The organism is Armatimonadota bacterium (assembly GCA_013314775.1).
Lineage (GTDB): Bacteria > Armatimonadota > Zipacnadia > Zipacnadales > JABUFB01 > JABUFB01.
The window spans coordinates 166,074-184,978 of record JABUFB010000002.1; the positions used below are offsets into that span (position 1 = coordinate 166,074).

Below are 18,905 nucleotides of genomic sequence, written 5' to 3' on the forward strand. Positions count from 1 at the left end.
TTGTGCCCGAGTAGACTGAAGCGCCAATCTTCGGCACCCGCGGATGCCCCGGGAGGCCTCCGGTCGTGCGAGTCGCCATCTTCACGAACACCTATCACCCGACCCTCAACGGTGTCGCTAATTGTGTCGAGGCTTACCGGGTGGGTCTTGAAAACCGTGGGCATCAGGTTTTTATCTTCGCCCCCGCGCCCGACGACTATGATGTCTCCCTGGACCACGAGCGCGTGAGCCGTTTCCCCTCGGTTCCGCTGCCCGGCGACTGGGACTACGACATCGCCGTCCCCTATTCCAGACCGGTTCTGGACGCCTTGAAGCGGGTGGAGTTCGATCTCGTGCACACCCAGCATCCGGTCTGGGTCGGAGTCTGGGGACAGTGGTTCGCGCAGTGGGTGGGCCTGCCGCTGGTCACTACGGTGCATACCGAATATGAGCTGTACAAGCAGCTCGTGCCGCTGCCGGAACAGCTTGTCGAGGCATACCTCAAGACCCGCGTCACCACCTACTGCAACAAGTGTCACATGATCACCACGCCGGTCCCGTCCACCCGCGCCCGCCTGCGGCAACAGGGGATCACCACGCCCATCGAGATCCTGCCCAATCCTATTGACCTGAGCGCCCTGCCCGTGCCTGAACCCGGGCCGGTGCGCGAGCGTTTCGGCCTGAAAGACCGCTTCGTCATGGGGTTCATCGGGCGCCTTGCCCCCGAGAAGAGCCTTGATGTGGTCCTGAGAGCCGCCGCGATTGTCATGGCGCAGGTTCGAAATGCCCATTTTCTGATGGTGGGCAGCGGCGCCGAGGCCAAGCCTCTGCAGACCCTCGCGAAGGAACTGGGCATTGCAGACCGGGTCACCTTCGCCGGCGCGGTGCCACATTCCGATGTCGCACACTATCAGGCGGCCCTGGACGTGTTCATGACCGCCAGCATGAGCGAGACGCAGCCGCTGTCTTACACCGAAGCCATGGCAGTGGGTACGCCACTGGTGGCCGTCCGGGCCCCCGGCGCTCAGGATATGGTGGACCACGGGGAGAATGGATTGCTCAGCTCCCCGGAGAGCGGGCCGGAAGGTCTAGCCGAGCAGGTCATGGCCCTGCACAACGATCCGGGCTTGCGAGACAGGATCGTCCGCACTGCCCGGGAGCGCGTGCAGCGATATGACATCTCCGCCGTGACGGATAAGCTGCTGGAAGTATACGACCGGGCCGCATCAATCTGCAGGCTGGAACGCCGCTGAGTCCGGCCCACGGAAGTCCCTGCGTTCCGACGCAGTCTCAATATCACATGGTTTGAGTCATTCAACCAGACCCAATCTATCGAGGGGCGATTGTCTTGCAAAGCGTCATCAACTCCATCCGCGAGCGTGCCGTCCGATACCACAAGCGCATTGCACTTCCGGAGACCGACTGCGACCGCACACTGCAGGCCGCCCTCACCGCTCAGGAGGCCAGGCTTGCTGAAGTCGTCCTTGTCGGCTCACCCAAGTATGTCGAGACCCGCGGTAAGCATCTCGGACTGGATCTCACATCCCTCGAAGTCATTGACCCCGAGGATCCGCAGGTGCGTCAGGAATGTGCGGCCACCTACTACGAGGCGCGCAAGGACAAGGGCCTGACGGAAGAGGAAGCGTACGAGGCCGTTGCAGACCCGCTCTACTGCGCCGCCGCACTCTTGAAGCAGGGCAAGGTAGACGGCAGCGTCGCGGGGCGTCTCAACTCCACCGCCAATGTCCTGCGGGCCCTGCTGCGCATCGTCGGCACGCGTGAGGGCTGCAATACGGTCTCAAGTTGCTTCATCATGACCACTCCACAGCGCCATCTGGGCAAGAACGGCATGTTCATCTTTGCCGACGCGGGCGTGGTGCCCCAGCCCACCGCCGACCAGCTTGCGGATATCGCCATCAGCACCGCCGACAGCGCCCGTCTCTATTTCGAGGTGGAACCGCGCGTGGCCATGCTGTCGTTCTCAACTAAGGGAAGCGCGACCCATCCGGACGTGGACAAGGTCGTCGAGGCCACCCGTCTGGCCCAAAGCCGCCGACCGGACCTGCTGATCGAGGGCGAACTGCAGGGCGATGCGGCAATTATCCCTGAAGTGGCCGCCCAGAAGTGCCCGGGCGACAAGCTACAGGGGACTGCCAACGTCCTGATCTTTCCCGATCTGGATGCCGGGAACATCGCCTACAAGCTGGTGCAGAGACTCACCGGCGGCGAGGCCTACGGCCCATTGGTTCAGGGACTGGCCAAGCCCGGCCTGGACCTGTCCCGGGGTTCCACCGCCGACGAGATCGTCAACGTCATTGCCATTGCCGCCCTGCGCGCAGGCGCGGGAATCTAACCGAACACGAAGGAGTTGGATGAGATGCGCGCGCTGCTGCTCGTGGTCATGCTGGTGTGGGTCATTCTGCCATGCAGTGCCGCCACAATCGCCGAGGAGTATCAAGCGGCCTCCGCCCTCGTAGCGCAGGGGAAGCTTGCCGACGCCGTTCCCGCCCTGTCCCGCATCCTTGCCCTCGCTGCTGAGAAGGGCTGGGATAAGCTGGACACCGCCGAGTTGATGCAGGTGGCAGGGGCTCACAGCCTGCTCATGGCGCACCTGTACGGCATGGCGCTGGAGAGACCGGACATCACCGCGGAACAGAAGGCCAAGGCCACGCGCCTGAGCGAAGTCGCTCTTGGGCAGGAGGACATCCGGGTCGTCGCGCACGGGGAAGAGGTGGACCTGGAGAAGCTGCTGATCCCGGGGAAGACCAATATCGTGGACTTCTTCAGTCTGTACTGTGGCCCGTGCGTCAGCTTGGGCGCGTACATCGACAAACTGACCGAGTTGCGCGAAGACATCGTGCTGATCAAGGTGGACATCAACCGGCCGGGACACAAAGGCATCGACTGGGGATCACCGACCGCGCAGCAGTTCGGCCTGCAGTCCATCCCGCACCTGCGGGTCTACGGACCTGATGGGAAGCTGCAAGCGGAGGGGCAGGAAGCACGTGCGTGGGTGATGGAGCAGATCCAGAGCGCCGGGCTGTAACGCCGCAGTGTGACTGGAGATAGCAAACGGGCCGCCTTCGCGCTGAAGGCGGCCCGTGGAGTATACGGCGGCCGGTCAGTCAACCGGCTGGCCGAGTTCATAGCTCACGCTGCGACCTCCGCCCGGGCCTCGGACCAGAATGCCGCGCTCGAGGAGATCGCGAATGTCGCGCAGCGCAGTATCCTTGGAGCATTTCGCGATTCGCGCCCACTTCGAGGTAGTCAGCTTTCCTTCGAACTCGCCCAGCAGGAGGTTCAGCACCCGGCGTTGGCGCTCGTTGACTGGCCCCGCAGCATCCCAGAAACGCGCCCTGTGGATGGTCCGTGACAGCGTGTCCTGCGCGCCGCTGATTGCCCGCCCCAGGCACTCGATGAACCAGTCCAGCCACGGCGTGACGTCCATCGTCCCCTTCTGCGTGCGCTCCAGAATCGTGTAGTAGGCCTCGCGTTCCAGGCGGATCTGCGCGGACATGCTGTACGCACGCTGTGCCGTGCCCTCACAGCGCGCAAGAGCCATATCGGCAACCGCCCGGGCGATGCGCCCGTTGCCGTCGTCGAAGGGGTGAACCGTGACCAACCACAGATGGGCGATCCCCGCCTGCAGGATTCCGTCGATCTTCGGGTCGCCCTCAAACCACTCCAGGAAGGCCTGCATCTCCCGCTCAAGCTTGTCTGCCGACGGGGCCTCAAAGTGAACACGCTCGCGCCCGGTGCGGCCCGAGACAACCTGCATCGGGCCTGTCTCGTCTGTGCGCCAGGCGCCAACGGTGATCCGCCGCATTCCGCTGCGCCCAGTGGGGAACAGGGACGCGTGCCAGCCGCGGAGCCTGTCGGCGGTCAGCGGCTCGCGGTAGCGCTGGGTAGCGTCCACCACCACCTCCACCACTCCCTCGACCCGGCGGTCTACGGTCTGCAGCCCGCCCGCATCCATACCCAGCCGTCTCGCCACGGATGAGCGGACCTGCGCAGCGTCCAGGTGTTCTCCTTCGATGTCGCTGGTTCGGAGAGCATCCTCAGTGAGCACGCCGAGGGTTGTCTCGTCACGAACGGCAAAGCCCAGCGACTCAAGTTGCCCTAGCAGGCGGCCCTGCTGAAACCGGACCCCAGCCAGACGCTGAGACAGAAGTCCAGCATCCCAACGGAATTGTGGCCAATCCTGCTGATCGTAGATGTACTGGCTCATTCGCCGCACCCCATGCGGCGATTATACTCGGTGTCCACCGCAAGCGCAACTATTCGCCGCAGAATTTGCGGCGAATAGGGCCGTCATTCACCGCATACTGCCTCACAGATACTTCCCGAAAAACGCATGCGCCTTGTTATTCGCGAAGGCGTGCTCACCCGGGTGAATGTCCACCCAGAGGTCCTCTTCCGCTCCCGCCGCCGCGTAGATGCGTTTGAGGGCTTCAATGCTGATGAGCTGGTCTTCGATAGGGAAGCAGGTGTCATGAACCCCGGCCTCCACCAGAAGCGGCCGCGGGGCAATCAATCCGGCGATGTCGTGGGTGTCGAAGTACTTGTGAATCTCGGGCACAATCTGGGAGCCGCAGAAGTTGGCGCGGTTCACCCCGAAGCGCTCCCACGGGTTGAGGTAACCGATGATGTCCGCGCACTTGAAGCGGGGCTCGGCGGCAACCGCCCAGGTGGTCATCGTGCCGCCCTGGGACAGGCCCATCATCCCGATACGCGCCGGGTCGACCTCCGCCCGGGTCTCCAGGTAATCCACGCAGCGCTTCATGTCCCAGATGTTCAGGGTGAGAGTGTAGATGCCGAAGATGGCGCCCCGGATGAAGTGCACATTGCACTTGTCCCGACCCGGGTAAGGATTGCCCCCGTCGGCGCGCTCACCGAACACCCGCAGGTCGGGGCTGATGGTGAGATAGCCCGCGCGGGCCATGATCTCGCCGTAGTTGTAGCAGTGCTGGTCGATGTCGCTGCGCAATGCGGGCGTCGTTGCATTGCCCGCCACGGCCTCCTTGCCGAAGGCTCCGTGTCCATGGCTGCAGACGATGGCCGCGCCTTTGCCGTTGGAGGGCATGTCCGCCGGCCGCAGGACCACGCAGGGTACCGACATGTGTTCTTCGGAGTCGAAGATCACGCGTTCGCGGATGATCCCGTTCTCCTCGACGCTGAAAATGACTTCCGGGTCCAGGTCCACGGGCTCCGGGAAGTCTCCCAGCAGTTCGAAGTACTTCTCGCTGGCGTGCGACTGCCACTCCTCGAAGTCCTCCTGGGTCGAACCCCTGAACGCGAGCAGCGGCTCCCAGTCTGCGGCGATGCGGTTGAAGTACTCGATCATTGAGAAGTTGCGCTTGGCCATGTTGAGGCCCCCTTTCGGGTGTGGGTTTTCGCTGAATCTCGCGAGGTCTCCTTCCGCCGCGGGTAGGTAAGGAGGCGAAAGCGGCGAATTTCATTCCGATCGAAGGCTTTTGCGGAGTTCCTGAGTCATGAACCGGGATTCCCTGGCCCCCGTGGGATGCGCGGCTGTGGTGGCTTTGTTCGTCATCCTGTTCGCTATGTCGGCTATCGCCCAGGCGAACGGGCACTACGCGGAGGCGCGCGCCTTGTTCAGGGCCGCCCTTACGGTGGCTATCGGGGGACCGCTGGTGGTCGGTGCAGTCCTGGGAGTTCAGGTCTGGCTCTACCGCGGCCGAATCGACCAGGCGCAACAGGACCTTATTCAGCGCGCGGAACGCCTGCGCAGGGAGCGCGAACAGGCCAGGGCGAGGGCCGCAGCGGCCACACCTCCGGCCGCAGTGCCGCGCGCGCCGACGATCCAGGGTAAGACAGCGCCTATCGTGGGTCAGGCCGGGTCCTCGACTTCCGCAGACCGGGTGGTCACTCCTGCGGCGATTCGGGCCGAGAAGGACCTCAAGGAGTGCCCGGTATGCCAGACCAGGATCTTCCAAGCGGAGCAGATTGTGTCATGCCCGGTCTGCAGGGCGACGCATCACAAAGACTGCTGGGAGTACAACGGGGGCTGCGCGGTTTTCGGCTGCAAGGCCCGGCTCTGAAGGCGGGCTGTCACACCTGTAGCGAACCTTTGGGAGTCTGCGAGTGACGGGATGAACAGGGACACATTCACCGTGGGCGGCTGCGCCTTGATCGCCTTCGCAAGCCTCATGGCGTGGCCCTTCGGGTACGGTTGGACCGTGCTCATCCTGGGCTGCGGCATCGTCGGCCTTGCCACCGGGATCCTGATGATCTGGGACCTGATACAGGATGAGCGGGCCCGCAAAGCGCTGATTGAGCGCGCCGAGAGACTCCGGCGCGAGCGTGAGCGCTCACGCCTGGGCGGATACCCGGCCGGAGCCCCCGCGGCTGCAATTCCCCCGCTGGAGCCCGTTGAGGCCGCTGCGCGCGAGACACTGGTGATTGATCTGGACGCCGAGGATGAGTGGGAGGTCGAGAGTGCGCATCGTATTCCGGTGATCGAGGTCATCCCGCGCCGCCGAATGGAGCCAGGCCGAGCCGAAAAGAGCATGGCTGAATGTCCCGTGTGCCAGGGCAGGGTTCTCCGCGGCGAGTTGTATGTGACATGCCCGGCGTGTGGCACTCCGCACCATCAGGACTGCTGGGAGTACTACGGTGGCTGCGGGGTCTATGGTTGCCCGCAGGGCCCACAGAAGGGTGTCGTGCGGTGAAGGCCAATCACCGTGAACATTGTTGAGGCTTCGCCGGAAGCATGGGTGCCAGGTGGAAGGGTAGACGGCATTCAGAGCGCAAGCCCGCATCTTGCACGCGGCGACGGCAAACGGCCGTCGCCGCCACCCCTCGCCGGATTGCTGGGGCGTCTGTGAAGCCCGGGCACCTTCGGAAAGCAAGGCCAAGGCACGACTATCTCCTCCCCTGCCCCACCGCCCCGTGAATTGACTTCACTTTCTGAGACGTGCCAATACCCCCCGCAGGCGCAAGAGAGAACCGGATTCAGGTGTGAGAAAAGAGTGTCTGATCGCCCGAAAGGACGCGCCCCACCTGGATGGCACCGCGGACGGAGTTGCCGATGAGTACCTCCTCCGCACGGGACAGGGCCTCAATCGGAAGCGGTTCCTGGCGGGAGCCGGTGCGGTCGATGAACGCCTGTCGCCAGACGCCGGGCAGCAGGCCCTCGGTGATGGGCGGCGTTACCCAATGACCGCCGATGCGCAGGAAGAGACTGGTGATGGCGCCTTCGGTGAGGCAGTCGCGCTCATTGGCGAAGATGACCTCGAAGAGCCCCTCGTCGATGGCAGCCTGGCGCTCGCGGTCATACAGATCGCGGCGGTTGGTCTTGTGGTACAGCAGGCGGTCGCCCGAGTCCACGCGCTCAGAAGACAGGCGCACGGCTACAGGACCGGCAGGCGGCTGGGGCGCCGGGCGAGTGGAGACGGTCATTTTGCCGGCGCGGTTCAGGGAGATGCGAACCACGAGAGGCGCTTCGTGCGCTTCCCTCGCGACCTGCGCGAGGCGGTCTCGGATGGCCTGCTCATCCGCCGCGAAGTCCCAATAGTCAGCGCTTGCGAGGAGTCGGGCGACGTGGGCCTGCAGGTGCGCGTACTCCCGTTCGGCATTGAGCAGCAGTGTCTCGAAGAGTTCCATCGCGGGCTGGACCCGGAAAGCGAAAGTGGACTTGAGGAGCGTCTCATCGTACTCCGCCTGCTCGTCAGAGTCCCACACTATTCCAGCGCCGATACCCAGGTCATACTGCCCCTGGCGGTGGACCAGGGTGCGGATGGGCAGGTTGCAGGTGAAGTCTCCGCCGGGCATGAACAGGCCGATTGCCCCGCAGTAGACGCCTCGCGGTTCCGGCTCCAGCTCGCGGATGATCTCCAGCGTGCGCTTTTTCGGCGCACCGGTGACGGATGCGCCTGGAAAGGTGGCCGCGAATACATCGGCGACTCCGGATCCCTGGGGGACCGTGCCCACGACCGTCGAGGTCATCTGCCACACGGTTCCGTATTTCTCGGCCTCGAACAGCACGGGGGTGCGCACGGAACCCAGTTCGCAGAAGCGCCCAAGATCATTGCGCATCATGTCGACGATCATCAGGTTCTCGGCGCGGTCTTTCACGGAAGTCACCAGGTCCCGCGCGAGGTCTGCGTCCTCCCGGTGAGTGCGGCCACGAGGGCGTGTGCCTTTCATTGGCTTGGTAGCGATGAGTCGCCCGCGCTTGCGCAGGAGCAGCTCGGGCGACAGGCTCAGCACCTGGGCATCGCCGAGATTCAGCCACGCAGCGTAGGGGACGGGGTGAGAGCCCAGCATGGCCAGGAAATACAGGGCCGGGTCGCCGGGCATCTCGAACCGCGCGTGGCAGGTGTAGTTCACCTGGTACGTGTCGCCGGCGGCGATGTACTCCTTGATGGCGGCGATGGCGGCGCAGTAGTCCTGCCGGCTGATGTTCAGGGCCACGGTCACATCGGGCACGGGGAAGTCGGCAGGAGTGGCTAACTGGTCCGGCTCAAGCGTCTGTACATGGTCCGGCTCGTAGCAAGCCATCCATACCAGCGGCGTGCGTGACCACGGGTCGTGGTGGGACAGGCCGAATGCCCGACCGGCCTCAAAGGCGACGAACCCAGCCACGGTGAGGCCATCTCGCAGTGCTTCGTCCACCCGAGCGAGAGCGCTGGAGACTTCACCGGGCTCCCAGGTTTCAATGATGGCTCGCGGTGCTTCGAGGAGCGTGGCCGCGCAGCCCTCGCGCCAGGTGTCATTGCCCGCCAAAAGGACAGCGCCCGCCTTGGAAAGACGGGCACAGAGATCATCCATGTTCACCCTCCACGACACGCCGCCGGTTGGGGCGGCTTACAGGTTCGCGATCCAACCGGCAAGGGCCGCTGTTCCGGGTTCGGTGGCCGCGATGGTGTGGGGCTCGAGAGCCGCAACGGCGCAGCGGTCTGCCAGAAGCGCGATGCAATCCGCATTCCTCACAGTGCCCGTGCCCACGGTGACATTGGTGGCATCGGGCCGGACTCCGGGCTCATGCCAGATCTGGTGGGTGTAGTCCTTCACGTGGCAGTGGATCGTCCAGGGCAGCAGCTCACGAACGCTCTCGACTTCATCTTCACCCCAGAGGAAGAAATTGCCGGTGTCCGAGCAGAATCGCAGGCCCTCGGGTCCGAGTTCCTCCATCAACCACCGGCACTGGCCCGGGGTGTGCATGAGGGTGCCCGCGTTCTCCACCACCAGTGTCAAGCCGGCGGCCTTGATCGCCGGGAGCTTCTCGGACAGGCGGTCGGCATAGCGCCGGCGCATATCGTCGCCGGAATGGGAATGCTGGGTCCCATGGGTGAAAACGATGGGCGCACCCAGGGTGCAGGCATCGTCGATTCCCTGGCGGAAGAGGTCGTCCACTGCGGCGATCGTGGCCGCATCGGTCGCGTTCAGATCGACGCCGATATAGTAACACGCGCAGGGCATACCGGCATCGTCCAGGTACTTGCGCACCTCTGCTGCGGACCGCCCACCGAGGAAAGATGGGAAGATATCCAGCGTCTGGACACCCCAGGACTTCAGGAGCGCAAGATGAGAGGGCAGGTCCAGTGACCTGCCCTGGAACTCCGTGAGTGGCGAGGCGACCATGAGACCGGTCTTCATCGTGCGGTGCCTCCGGTCAACCGCCTTAGGGCATCGGCGTTGGGAGAATCAGTCCTCATACGGGACCTTCATGGCCTTGCCGGACTGCGACGACTTTTCGGCGCACTCGATGATCCCGATGACGCGCCGGGCCTGCTCGGGCTTGACCATAAGGTCGGCGCCGCGCAGAAGATGGTCGCCGATGTTGTTGTACCACGTCTGGTAGTCGGTGTCCTCGAAGGGGATCGTGCCATGCACCGGGATTCCGTTCTTGAAGACATGCAGATCCAGGTGGTCACCAGCGTGGACCAGGGCTCCTTCGGTGCCGAGTATACGCCAGCGGGGCTTGCCCACCGCAGCGATGCTTGACTGCTGGACATTTGCGACTGCGCCATTGTCGAAGCGGATGCAGGCTTCCACGTGATCTTCGTTGGTCATGGTGTGCCAGACGCGCTTGTGATAGAAGCCTGTGACCGTATCGATCTTCCCGGGCATGACTTGAAGGAGCCAGTCGAGGAAGTGGGCGCCCCAGTCGTAGAACGCGCCGCCGCTGATCTCCTTGTCCGCGCGCCACCAGTCTCGTGGAGGATTGTAGCCACCCATCCACATTTCCACGTGGAAAACCTCGCCGATGACCCCGCTTTCGACCGTGTGCAATATGGCCTTGAAATCCCCGTCGCGCCGCCTGTTGTGGTAGACGGTGAGCATGGTGCCGGACTTCTGTGCAGCTTCGATCATCTGAGTCGCCTGCTTGATCGTGATGCACATGGGCTTCTCGACGATCACGTGCTTACCGGCCTTGGAGCACTGGATGGCGACTTCGGCGTGGATGTTGTGCGGAAGGATCACCACACACAGGTCCACGTCATCGTCCTTGAGGAGATCCTTGACATCATTGTAAGTGCGGATGCCGGGGAAGTCCTCGGCGGCCTGTGCGGTGCGGGTCTTATCCACGTCGCAGACGGCGACGGTCTGCATCCCCTCGACGGCATTGATCATGTTCGCATGGGCGCGCCCCATATTGAAGGCGCCGCCATAGCCGATCATCGCGCAGTTGATCTGTTTCTTCTTGGCCAAAGCTCCCGTCTCCCTCCGAAGGGTCGATGAACGCCGGGCAAGCCGGCGAGTCGGTGTGAAGCCGACAGGCTGCGGGGGGACCATTCTGCACTCCTGGCGGGGAGACCTTCAAGGCTTGGCACAGTGGCAACCGACTCCTAATAGGCTCTTAGCGGCGCCCTAATGGTCCGGGAATACAGTCATGTCCAGACACGGAGGCCGAGAGCCTCCGACAATGCGAAGGAGGAATCTCCCTATGAAGCGCGGTTTCACGCTCATCGAGCTGCTGGTTGTGATCGCAATCATCGCGATCCTGGCAGCAATTCTCTTCCCGGTCTTCGCACAGGCCCGGGAGAAGGCCCGGCAAGCCAGTTGTCTGAGCAATATGAAACAGCTGGGCCTCGGAATGATGATGTACGCGCAGGACTACGACGAGACACTCCCGATGTCCTACTACTACGTCAACGGCGCGAACAGCAGCAATGGTTACGTCCAGTGGAGCGGCCTGATTGCTCCGTACGTGAAGAATTGGGGCATCTTCATCTGCCCGCAGCACAAGGTCAAGGGCTGGGCGCCGACCTGTTTCTCGACACCGCCGGTTGAGCCTCCCCCCGGCCAGACACCGCTCAATGCCAGCAACGACATCCAGGCTCCACGCCTGAGCTACGTGGCGAACGAACTGGTCATCCCGCGGAAGAAATATGCCACGGTACCTCAGCAGTGCGTGAATCTGTCGATGTGTGATTACCCTGCGGAGACAATCATGCTGGCCGAGTACACTGATTATATCCAGTGCCTGCTGGACACATCTCCGACCGGCGGCGACGCGATCAAGTCGCACCGCCCGACCAACGGCGTCAGCATGGGTGGAGCGGTGTTCGATGGCGAGGCGTATGCAGGCGCACCGGTCATCGCTCTTACCGCGGCCGAAGCCCGTGCGGCCATCTCCGCGGCGGAGGCCAGCAGCGCGATGGGTAAGCATCACATCTGCTACATCAACCCGGCAGCGCACAATGGTGGGACTAACTACAACTTCGCCGATGGCCACGCCAAGTGGCTCAAGCTCGAGGCCACCCTGGACCCGAACAGCTTCCTGTGGGGCAAGCGCGCGTACTCGTGCCCCGGCATGCCGGCCGTTCTTCGTTCGACCGGGGGTCCGGTGGGGTAGTGGACTGACTCACCCAATCGTGCACGGCACGACAGCTGCAAACACAGGCGCCACCCGGGAGAGGGTGGCGCCTGTGTGTTTCGACAGTCACGGCTTGCAGAATACGGACGCGGTCAGGCCACTCCCGCAAACTTCTTAACGGCTTCGAGGGCTTCGCGATGGCAGCCGGTGGGCTTGAACTCCAGGCCCACATAGCGATCGTAGCTGGTCTCGCTGATGGCCCTGAAGACGTTGGTGTAGTTGATTTCCCCGGAGCCGGGCTCATGCCGGCCGGGGACGTCGGCAACGTGGAAGTGGCCGATCAGATCGATGTTCGCGGTGATGGTGGCGATGAGGTTGCCCTCGGTAATCTGCTGGTGATAGATGTCATACAGCAGCTTGACATTGGGGCTGTTCACCGCGCGCAGAATATCGAAACCCTCGGCGGAACTGGAAAGGAAGTACCCCTTGTGGTCCACGGCGATGTTCAGGGGCTCGAGAACGAGGGTGATGCCCTGCTCTTCGGCGAAGGGTGCGATGCCTCGTAGGCCGGAGACGATGCTGTCATGCTGGGCCCACATGGAAACGTCGGGGATCGCGTTCCCGGTGGTGACGATGAGGGTCGGCACGCCGACTTCCTTCGCCTTCAGGATGGACTCCTTGGCACCCTCAATCCAGGTGCGGGTGTTGGTCGGATCTACGAGTGCGCCCACGCTCTCACAGGAGAACCCGGCGAGGGTCATGCCGGTTTCTTTCGCCTTTGCGCAGATTGCGTCGAGGTCCTTATTCTTCCAGCCCCAGAACTCGAAGGCCGGTAGGCCGCAGTCGGCCACCTTCACGATGCGCTCCGGGAACTCCGGGACTTGATTGTAGATCATCTCAATGCAAGCGGACAGCTTGATAGCGGCCATGCGAAAATCCTCCGTGTGATTCGTTGAAGCCCCCGCAAACGGGGCCGACTCCGCGATTGTCGCGCGAGCGATTGCGTGGGTTACGGGCTGGTTGCCTTGAAACGCCGCCCCTGCAGGGATACTGCCTGAGGGTCATTGAGGACGGACTCCAGGCCGAGGATGGTTGAGGAGAGCGGGTCGGTGGCAACGCGCACCGGTATGCCCAGCTTCTGGGCAAAATAGGCGTCGATACCCACGAGCAGCGCCCCGCCTCCGGTAAGGACCGCCCCGTTCGCTGCGATCTCGTTCTGCTGCGTGGGGGTGAGTTCGTCCAGCAGCCAGATGATGTCGGCGATGATGCGGTTCAGGCCGTGTGCGAGGAGCGCAGGGACCTCGGACAGGTCGATATCGGTGCTCAGGGGCGTCCCGCCATTGTCGATCGATGCCTCAACCCGCATCGAGTTGCCATTGGACTCTTCGAGCAGCGTCCCCACGTGGAGCTTGATCTGCTCTGCGGTTGCGGCGTTGATGCTGAATCCCTGGGAGCGTTTGACGGCGCGGCGAATGATCTCATTGAGGTCGTCGCCGCCGTAGCGGATGGTGACGCCGGTGGTGGCCATGCCCATGGCGATGATGCCGATATCGGTGACCCCCGCGCCGAGGTCGATGACCATGCGGCTCGAATCGCCGCCCACGGGGATGCCTGCGCCGATTGCGCAGGCCAGGGCACGCTGTACGCTGAGCACTCTGCCGCCGCCCGCGGATCGCAAGGCGTCGATGAGTGCACGGCGCTCGACCTGACTGGCCTCGTCGGGGTGGGAAGTGATCATCATCGGGCTGATGATCGGGCGCTTTCCCAGGGCCTGGTGCACGAACAGGCGCAGCATAGTCACGGCGGCATCGAAGTCGGCAATGACTCCGCCGCGTATTGGACGGATGACCTGGACGCCGGCGACGTCTCGCTCGATCATGCGCCGGGCTTCCAGGCCAACGGCGACAGGGTGCCGCCCGCCGGCATCGAAGGCAATGTAGGAGGCTTCGCGCACAACCACCCCCGCGTCCTTGACGCAGATGTGGGTGTTGGCCGAGCCTAGATCAATGGCGATTTCCTCGCCCCACGGCAATCGCATACAGTTCCCCGGATCGAGAGAGTAACAGGAGCGCGTCGGTGCAGCGGGAACTGCGGTCGCGCCACGAGATGCCCCAGCTCACCTGTGTGACCGCAAGTCCAAGGTAAGCTTGTAGATTGTAGCACAGCCCGGCCCCGCGTCAAAGGTATTGGGCGGGTAAGCGGAGACTGGGAAGGCCGACTCGACGGGGCATCCGGGTCCCCGGTAGATGCGGAGGCGTCTTTGAACAGGGACTCAGCGGCCGGCCAGGGCTCGGGACAAGTGCTGAGCTATGCAGCGCACAGCGGCCACCGCACGCAGATAATCCAGGCGCGTTGGTCCCATGATGCCCAGGGCGCCGATACCCACCTCGGCCGCGGAATAGTGCCGAGCCACGAGCGAACAGCTCTGGAGCGAGGCGAGATGGTGCTCGTGGCCGATGGTGACCGACACTTCGGCGGTGCGCGACGCTGGCCGGAGCAGGCGGCGCACAGTGCCGTCGTCATCCAGCGCCCGGACCAAGGGCTTCAATTTCTCTAGCGCCTGGTATTCAGGGTAGTCGAGAGCGTAGGCGGCGCCGTCCACAAACACCTGCTGCGGCTGTTCGCCCTCGATAGCGTTCTTGATCTGGTCCAGCAGTTCGGCCGGCACGGCGCTGGCGCCTGAATCATCCACGAGCGTGGCGGGTGAGCTCAGGGTGATCGCCGTGACGTCCCGCGAGGTGAACCGCTCGCTGAGAATTCGGCTGATGTTCGCTACCTGGTCGGCGCTCAGAGGTTCGGCCGACTGAAGAATGCACTCATTGCGCCCTCCCTGATCGGTCTCGTAGACAAGGCGCACGACAGAGGCGCTTACGGGAGACAGGCGGATCTCCAGTAGATGCGCCTGTCTGTCCGGCGGCGCCATGAGCAGCGCGGGGGCGCAGGTAAGCTGGGAGAGCATTCGGGCGGCAGTGCGGTAAAGGAGTTGCGCATCGCCGGCGCAAGCGCGGCATTCGCTGCGCACCCACGTCTCCTCTTCGGGCCTGACGCTGGCAGGGGGCATGAGACTGTCCACGTAGACCCGGTAGCCCTTGTCACGTGGAACCCGCCCGGCGGAGGTGTGGGGCTGGTGAATATACCCCTCGCGCTCCAGGGCGCACATGTCATTGCGGATCGTCGCGGTGCTTGCCTCAACACCGTAGTGCTCGCGGACCACGCGGGAACCCACGGGCGCAGCGGTCTCCACATGCTCCTGGACGATCGCGCCCAGCACCAGGGCTCGCCGCTCGTTCAAAGGGCATGTTCTGTCAGGGCTCACCGTCATTCAGCTCCCCGAGTATTGTATGCTCCAGCGAATCGTATGCAGCACAGCGCCTTGGGTCAAGAGAGGCCGGTGACGGTTCCCACGGTTTCAGTGCCCTGGCTCGACCGCCTCAGCGCGCGATCGGCGGGAAATCGACCAACGTCATTCGGTCCGTGAGCCAGAAGCCCTCGGTATGTGGCGGGTTTTCTTGGCGGATGCGCTCTGCCTCGGCCTCCATCTCTTCCCGCGTTCTGCCGAACAAGACCATCTGCGACTCCTGGGTCGCCCGGGCGAGCAGCCCGATATGGCCGTATCCCCGGCAGTCCAGGCGAATGTGCGGAGGGGTTCCGAATACCCCTTTGTAATAGTAAACGTGTGGAGTGGCCCAGGGTTCTCCCAGGGAAGCCGAAACAGGCTGTCCCGCCTGCCAAAGGGCCTCCAGGGAAATCTCTCCTGTGCGCAGGTGGTCGCGGTGGCGATCATACGGGCCATGGGTGAAAGCGGCGTCGGGGCGCACTTCGCGGATGACCTGGATAAACTTGAGGAAAGTCTCCTTATTGTTCTCCAGGCCCATGTCAGGCGCTCCGATGTGGTGTCGCCGGGAGACCCCCATGACACGGTCGGCCTCGGCCTGTTCCTTGATGCGCATCCGGACGATGGTGTCCTTCCATTCCGGATGCGGGTAGCCCTCGCAGCCGTCGGTGGAGATGCAGACGTGGACCTCGACGCCCAGATCGGACAGCTTGCGCATGGTGGCCGCCATGGTCATTTCGTCATCGGGGTGTGCACCGAAAACCAGTATGCGACGGTAGTTCACGAGGATCGCCTCCCGCGGTTATGGCGGATGATTTCGACGCCGGGCGACTCATGTCCTGCCGGGAGGTAGCCGGCGTCAGCGGGGCGAACTGGTCTGTAAGCAGTTCCGTGTGCCCCAACCGTGAACCCCGCAGCGGACAGTCGCGTCCGCGAGACGGGAGAGGATTCGGCCGGGCAGGTCGCCACTTCGGGCCTGCCCAGCCGCAATGCAACCGGGAGACCCCAAGATGCGCATACTTCTGTCAATCTTGCTGACCCTCGCGGCGACCTGGGCTTGCGCCCAACCGCGGACGTTACTGGAGTGGAACTTCGATACGGACGGCGATTTCGAGGGCTGGAAGGCGGCCAATCACATCACCGGGCTTCGGGTGGAGGGTGGAGCGCTCAAGGGCACCATTGCGAACTGGGACCCCTTCGTGACCGGGCCCCAGTTTGACATTCCCGCCACGCCGTGGCAGCGCATTGAAGTGCGCATGAGGACGGATTGCGATGGTGGCGGCGAGTTCTTCTGGACCAACACCACCCAGAGCCAGTACGGAGGGTTCTCGCCGGGCAAGGAGACGCCGTTCCGGATCAACGGGGACGGGCAGTGGCATACGTATCAGGTCTACCCGTTCTGGCACACCGAAAAAAAGATCATTCTGCTGCGCCTGGATTTCGCGCGTCCCGCTGAAGCCGACTATGGGAAAAAGACCTTTGAGGTGGACTACATCCGGATCGTCGACCTCGGCTCGCCTGATGAACTGGCCACCGAACCCGACTGGAAGTTCGGTGGGACCACGCTGAACTGGGAGCCGGCGGAAGGTGCGACGGTAGTTGCCACGCAAGATGGTCTGCGGTTTTCGTCGGGAGACAACCCCGGATCGTACATGCTTAGCCCGGCCCTGCGCTGTACGCTGGACGACCGCCTCTGGGTGCACATTGACATGAAGCTGGACAAGGGCACCGCCGGCTACATCCGATGGGTTTCCTCGGACTTCGGGAACATTCACTTGCGAAAGTTCCCGGTCAAAGGCGATGGGAAGTTCCATAGCTACAATGTGGACATGGGCGGGAATCGGGAATGGTCGGGTGATATCCTGCTGCTGAGCCTGCAGCCCACCAATACCGCCGGGGCTACAGCGGTGATCCGGCGGATTGCCTTGACGGAGGAACCGGAGGGGACGCCTGAAGTCGAGGTCACCTACGTGGGCCTGGAAGACGCCATCAACCGGGCTGGACGACCCGCGAATTTGCTCATCAACCTCATGAACCGCGGTGGCGAGACGGCGCGCGGGCTTGTCATTGATTCGCTGAGCCTGCCTGAAGGCGTGCAAGTCGCGAGTAGGGGAGACTGGCGACAGATTGAGGAGTTGGCGCCCTTCGAGCCGGCGACCCACAAGGTCAGCGTGACCGCGACGGGAGCGGTCAAAGGAACGGCGTCGGTGAAGCTTTCGGGCGCCGGCGCGCCGGATGAACCCGTGACCGGGGAAGTGGCCTTTACCGAGCCGCTGAATGTGGCGAAGGCGGATTATGTGCCGGAACCGCGCCCGGTGGAATCTGATTACGAGATCGGCGCTTTGTACTTCCCCGGGTTCCCGACCATGGACCGCTGGGACCCGATCCGACGGGTGTCGCCGGAGCGCAAGCCGGTACTGGGGTGGTATGACGAGGGCAACCCGGAGTGCGTGGACTGGCAGATCAAGTGGGCGGTGGAGCACGGAATCAAATTCTTCCTGGTGGACTGGTACTGGAGCGCCGGAGGTCGGCACCTGGAACACTGGGTGAAGGCTTTCGAGAAAGCGCGGTACCGCCGCTACCTGAAGTGGGCGATGATGTGGGCGAACCACAACCCGGCGGGTTCGCACTCGGAAGAGGACCAGCGGGCGGTCACTCAGTATTGGCTGGACAACTGCTTCAACATGCCCGAATACATGCGCATCGACGACAAGCCCGTGGTGATGATCTGGAGCGTCGCCGGCATGGACCGGGATATGGAGGGCAAGGGCGGCGCCGCGCGGCTGCTTGAAATCAGCCGGGAGATGGCTATCGAGGCGGGCTACAAAGGCATCTACTTCATCGCCATGAAGTGGCCCGAGGCATCCACCGACCCGGCGATCATCAAAGACCTGGCCGACAAGGGCTTCGACATGACCAGCATCTACCACTACATGCACCACGGCGGGAAGGCCGAGGACCCGCAGCATTTCCCCTTTGAACTGGTGGCGGATTCGAGCTACGACCACTGGAAGTCCTGGCATGAGGCCAACATCATCCCCTTCCTGCCCAATCTGTCGACAGGATGGGACTCCCGGCCCTGGCACGGGGACAAGTCTACAGTGATCTACGGTCGGACCCCGGAGCTGTTCCGACGCATCTGCCAGGACGCAAAGCGGTTCGCGGACGAGACCGGCGTAACCCGGATGACCCTGGCGCCGCTCAATGAGTGGGGGGAGGGCTCCTACGCCGAGCCGTGTAAGGAGTTCGGATTCGAGATGTACGACGCGGTGCGGGACGTTTTCTGCAAGAAACCCGCGGAAGGCTGGCCGCCCAACCTGATCCCCTCGGACGTGGGCCTGGGTCCGTACGACCTGCCAGAAGCAGAGGCGCTCAAGCGAGACGCCTGGGACTTCTCTGACGGTGCCCAGGGTTGGGGCCCCTTCATGGGCATCGGCGCCTTCGCGGTGAAGGACGGAGCGCTGGAGTTCGTCACCAGTTCCCAGGACCCAGCCATCGGTACCTCGCTCAAGGGCATCCGGGCGTCGGACTGGACCCACGTACTGGTGCGGATGAAGATCGACAGCCTTCAGCAGCCGGGTGAGGAGGCCCAGCTCTTCTGGTCAACAACTACCACCGGCATAAGTGAGGCCAACAGCGCGAAGTTCAAGCTGGTTGGGGACGGGGAGTACCACGACTACCTGATTCCGGTGGGCGAAAACAACCGCTGGAAGACAGGGATCACCAGCTTCCGGTTCGACCCGTGCGGGCACGCGAATGCTCGCATAGCCATTGATGAGATCCGACTGGTGAAGGAATAGAGGGGCACGA

At 63.5% G+C, this 18,905-nt stretch carries 16 protein-coding genes; 7 read left to right on the forward strand and 9 right to left on the reverse strand.

Features of this window, described 5'->3' with window-relative positions; all coding sequences use genetic code 11:
• The first annotated feature begins 65 nt into the window (after positions 1 to 65).
• The 3 genes from HPY44_02060 to HPY44_02070 all read left to right on the forward strand — a co-directional run bounded on the left by HPY44_02060 (position 66) and on the right by HPY44_02070 (position 3,025).
• Entirely contained in the window at positions 66 to 1,232 is a 1,167-nt protein-coding gene (locus HPY44_02060) for a glycosyltransferase (protein NSW54774.1), read from the forward strand.
• Positions 1,233 to 1,327: 95 nt separating this feature from the next.
• Entirely contained in the window at positions 1,328 to 2,332 is a 1,005-nt protein-coding gene (gene pta / locus HPY44_02065; GenBank protein ID NSW54775.1) for a phosphate acetyltransferase, read from the forward strand.
• A gap of 24 nt (positions 2,333 to 2,356) precedes the next feature.
• Positions 2,357 to 3,025 (forward strand): hypothetical protein, encoded by a 669-nt coding sequence (locus HPY44_02070; protein NSW54776.1) that lies wholly within the window; start codon positions 2,357 to 2,359, stop codon positions 3,023 to 3,025.
• Between the two features lie 75 nt (positions 3,026 to 3,100).
• Here the strand turns inward: HPY44_02070 and HPY44_02075 are convergent, their stop codons facing one another.
• The gene (locus HPY44_02075; GenBank protein NSW54777.1) at positions 3,101 to 4,207 is read right to left on the reverse strand and encodes a Fic family protein; all 1,107 of its coding nucleotides are present in this window, start codon (positions 4,205 to 4,207) and stop codon (positions 3,101 to 3,103) included.
• Positions 4,208 to 4,309: 102 nt separating this feature from the next.
• Positions 4,310 to 5,344 carry a prolyl oligopeptidase family serine peptidase gene (locus tag HPY44_02080; protein NSW54778.1) on the reverse strand — a complete coding sequence of 345 codons (1,035 nt, stop codon included), beginning with the start codon at positions 5,342 to 5,344 and terminating at the stop codon, positions 4,310 to 4,312.
• A gap of 127 nt (positions 5,345 to 5,471) precedes the next feature.
• On the opposite strand from HPY44_02080, the gene HPY44_02085 reads away from it, so the two are divergent.
• Both HPY44_02085 and HPY44_02090 read left to right on the forward strand, forming a co-directional pair.
• Positions 5,472 to 6,038 (forward strand): hypothetical protein, encoded by a 567-nt coding sequence (locus HPY44_02085; protein ID NSW54779.1) that lies wholly within the window; start codon positions 5,472 to 5,474, stop codon positions 6,036 to 6,038.
• A gap of 51 nt (positions 6,039 to 6,089) precedes the next feature.
• Positions 6,090 to 6,668, forward strand: a complete 579-nt coding sequence (locus HPY44_02090) for a hypothetical protein (protein NSW54780.1) — start codon at positions 6,090 to 6,092, stop codon at positions 6,666 to 6,668.
• Positions 6,669 to 6,951: 283 nt separating this feature from the next.
• Here the strand turns inward: HPY44_02090 and pabB are convergent, their stop codons facing one another.
• The 3 genes from pabB to HPY44_02105 are packed head-to-tail and all read right to left on the reverse strand — an operon-like array spanning position 6,952 to position 10,737.
• The gene (gene pabB / locus HPY44_02095; protein ID NSW54781.1) at positions 6,952 to 8,769 is read right to left on the reverse strand and encodes an aminodeoxychorismate synthase component I; all 1,818 of its coding nucleotides are present in this window, start codon (positions 8,767 to 8,769) and stop codon (positions 6,952 to 6,954) included.
• 36 nt (positions 8,770 to 8,805) lie between these two features.
• Positions 8,806 to 9,597: a sugar phosphate isomerase/epimerase gene (locus HPY44_02100; GenBank protein ID NSW54782.1), complete on the reverse strand. Its 792-nt coding sequence runs from the start codon at positions 9,595 to 9,597 to the stop codon at positions 8,806 to 8,808.
• A 48-nt stretch (positions 9,598 to 9,645) separates the two neighbouring features.
• Positions 9,646 to 10,737: a Gfo/Idh/MocA family oxidoreductase gene (locus tag HPY44_02105; GenBank protein NSW54783.1), complete on the reverse strand. Its 1,092-nt coding sequence runs from the start codon at positions 10,735 to 10,737 to the stop codon at positions 9,646 to 9,648.
• 151 nt (positions 10,738 to 10,888) lie between these two features.
• Here HPY44_02105 and HPY44_02110 point away from each other — a divergent pair, with 151 nt between their 5' ends.
• On the forward strand, positions 10,889 to 11,800 hold the full coding sequence (locus HPY44_02110; GenBank protein NSW54784.1) for a DUF1559 domain-containing protein: 912 nt from the start codon (positions 10,889 to 10,891) through the stop codon (positions 11,798 to 11,800).
• Positions 11,801 to 11,913: 113 nt separating this feature from the next.
• Here HPY44_02110 and HPY44_02115 read toward each other — a convergent pair whose 3' ends face one another.
• From HPY44_02115 to HPY44_02130, 4 genes are all read right to left on the reverse strand, one after another.
• Positions 11,914 to 12,690: a TIM barrel protein gene (locus tag HPY44_02115; GenBank protein ID NSW54785.1), complete on the reverse strand. Its 777-nt coding sequence runs from the start codon at positions 12,688 to 12,690 to the stop codon at positions 11,914 to 11,916.
• Between the two features lie 80 nt (positions 12,691 to 12,770).
• On the reverse strand, positions 12,771 to 13,799 hold the full coding sequence (locus tag HPY44_02120; protein ID NSW54786.1) for a rod shape-determining protein: 1,029 nt from the start codon (positions 13,797 to 13,799) through the stop codon (positions 12,771 to 12,773).
• Positions 13,800 to 14,033: 234 nt separating this feature from the next.
• A complete protein-coding gene (gene hrcA / locus HPY44_02125; GenBank protein ID NSW54787.1) occupies positions 14,034 to 15,077 on the reverse strand; it encodes a heat-inducible transcription repressor HrcA in 1,044 nt (347 codons plus the stop codon).
• A 115-nt stretch (positions 15,078 to 15,192) separates the two neighbouring features.
• Positions 15,193 to 15,879, reverse strand: a complete 687-nt coding sequence (locus HPY44_02130) for a PIG-L family deacetylase (protein NSW54788.1) — start codon at positions 15,877 to 15,879, stop codon at positions 15,193 to 15,195.
• Between the two features lie 226 nt (positions 15,880 to 16,105).
• Between HPY44_02130 and HPY44_02135 the strand changes: the two genes are divergently transcribed.
• Entirely contained in the window at positions 16,106 to 18,895 is a 2,790-nt protein-coding gene (locus tag HPY44_02135) for a glycoside hydrolase family 99-like domain-containing protein (GenBank protein NSW54789.1), read from the forward strand.
• Positions 18,896 to 18,905 lie beyond the last annotated feature (10 nt).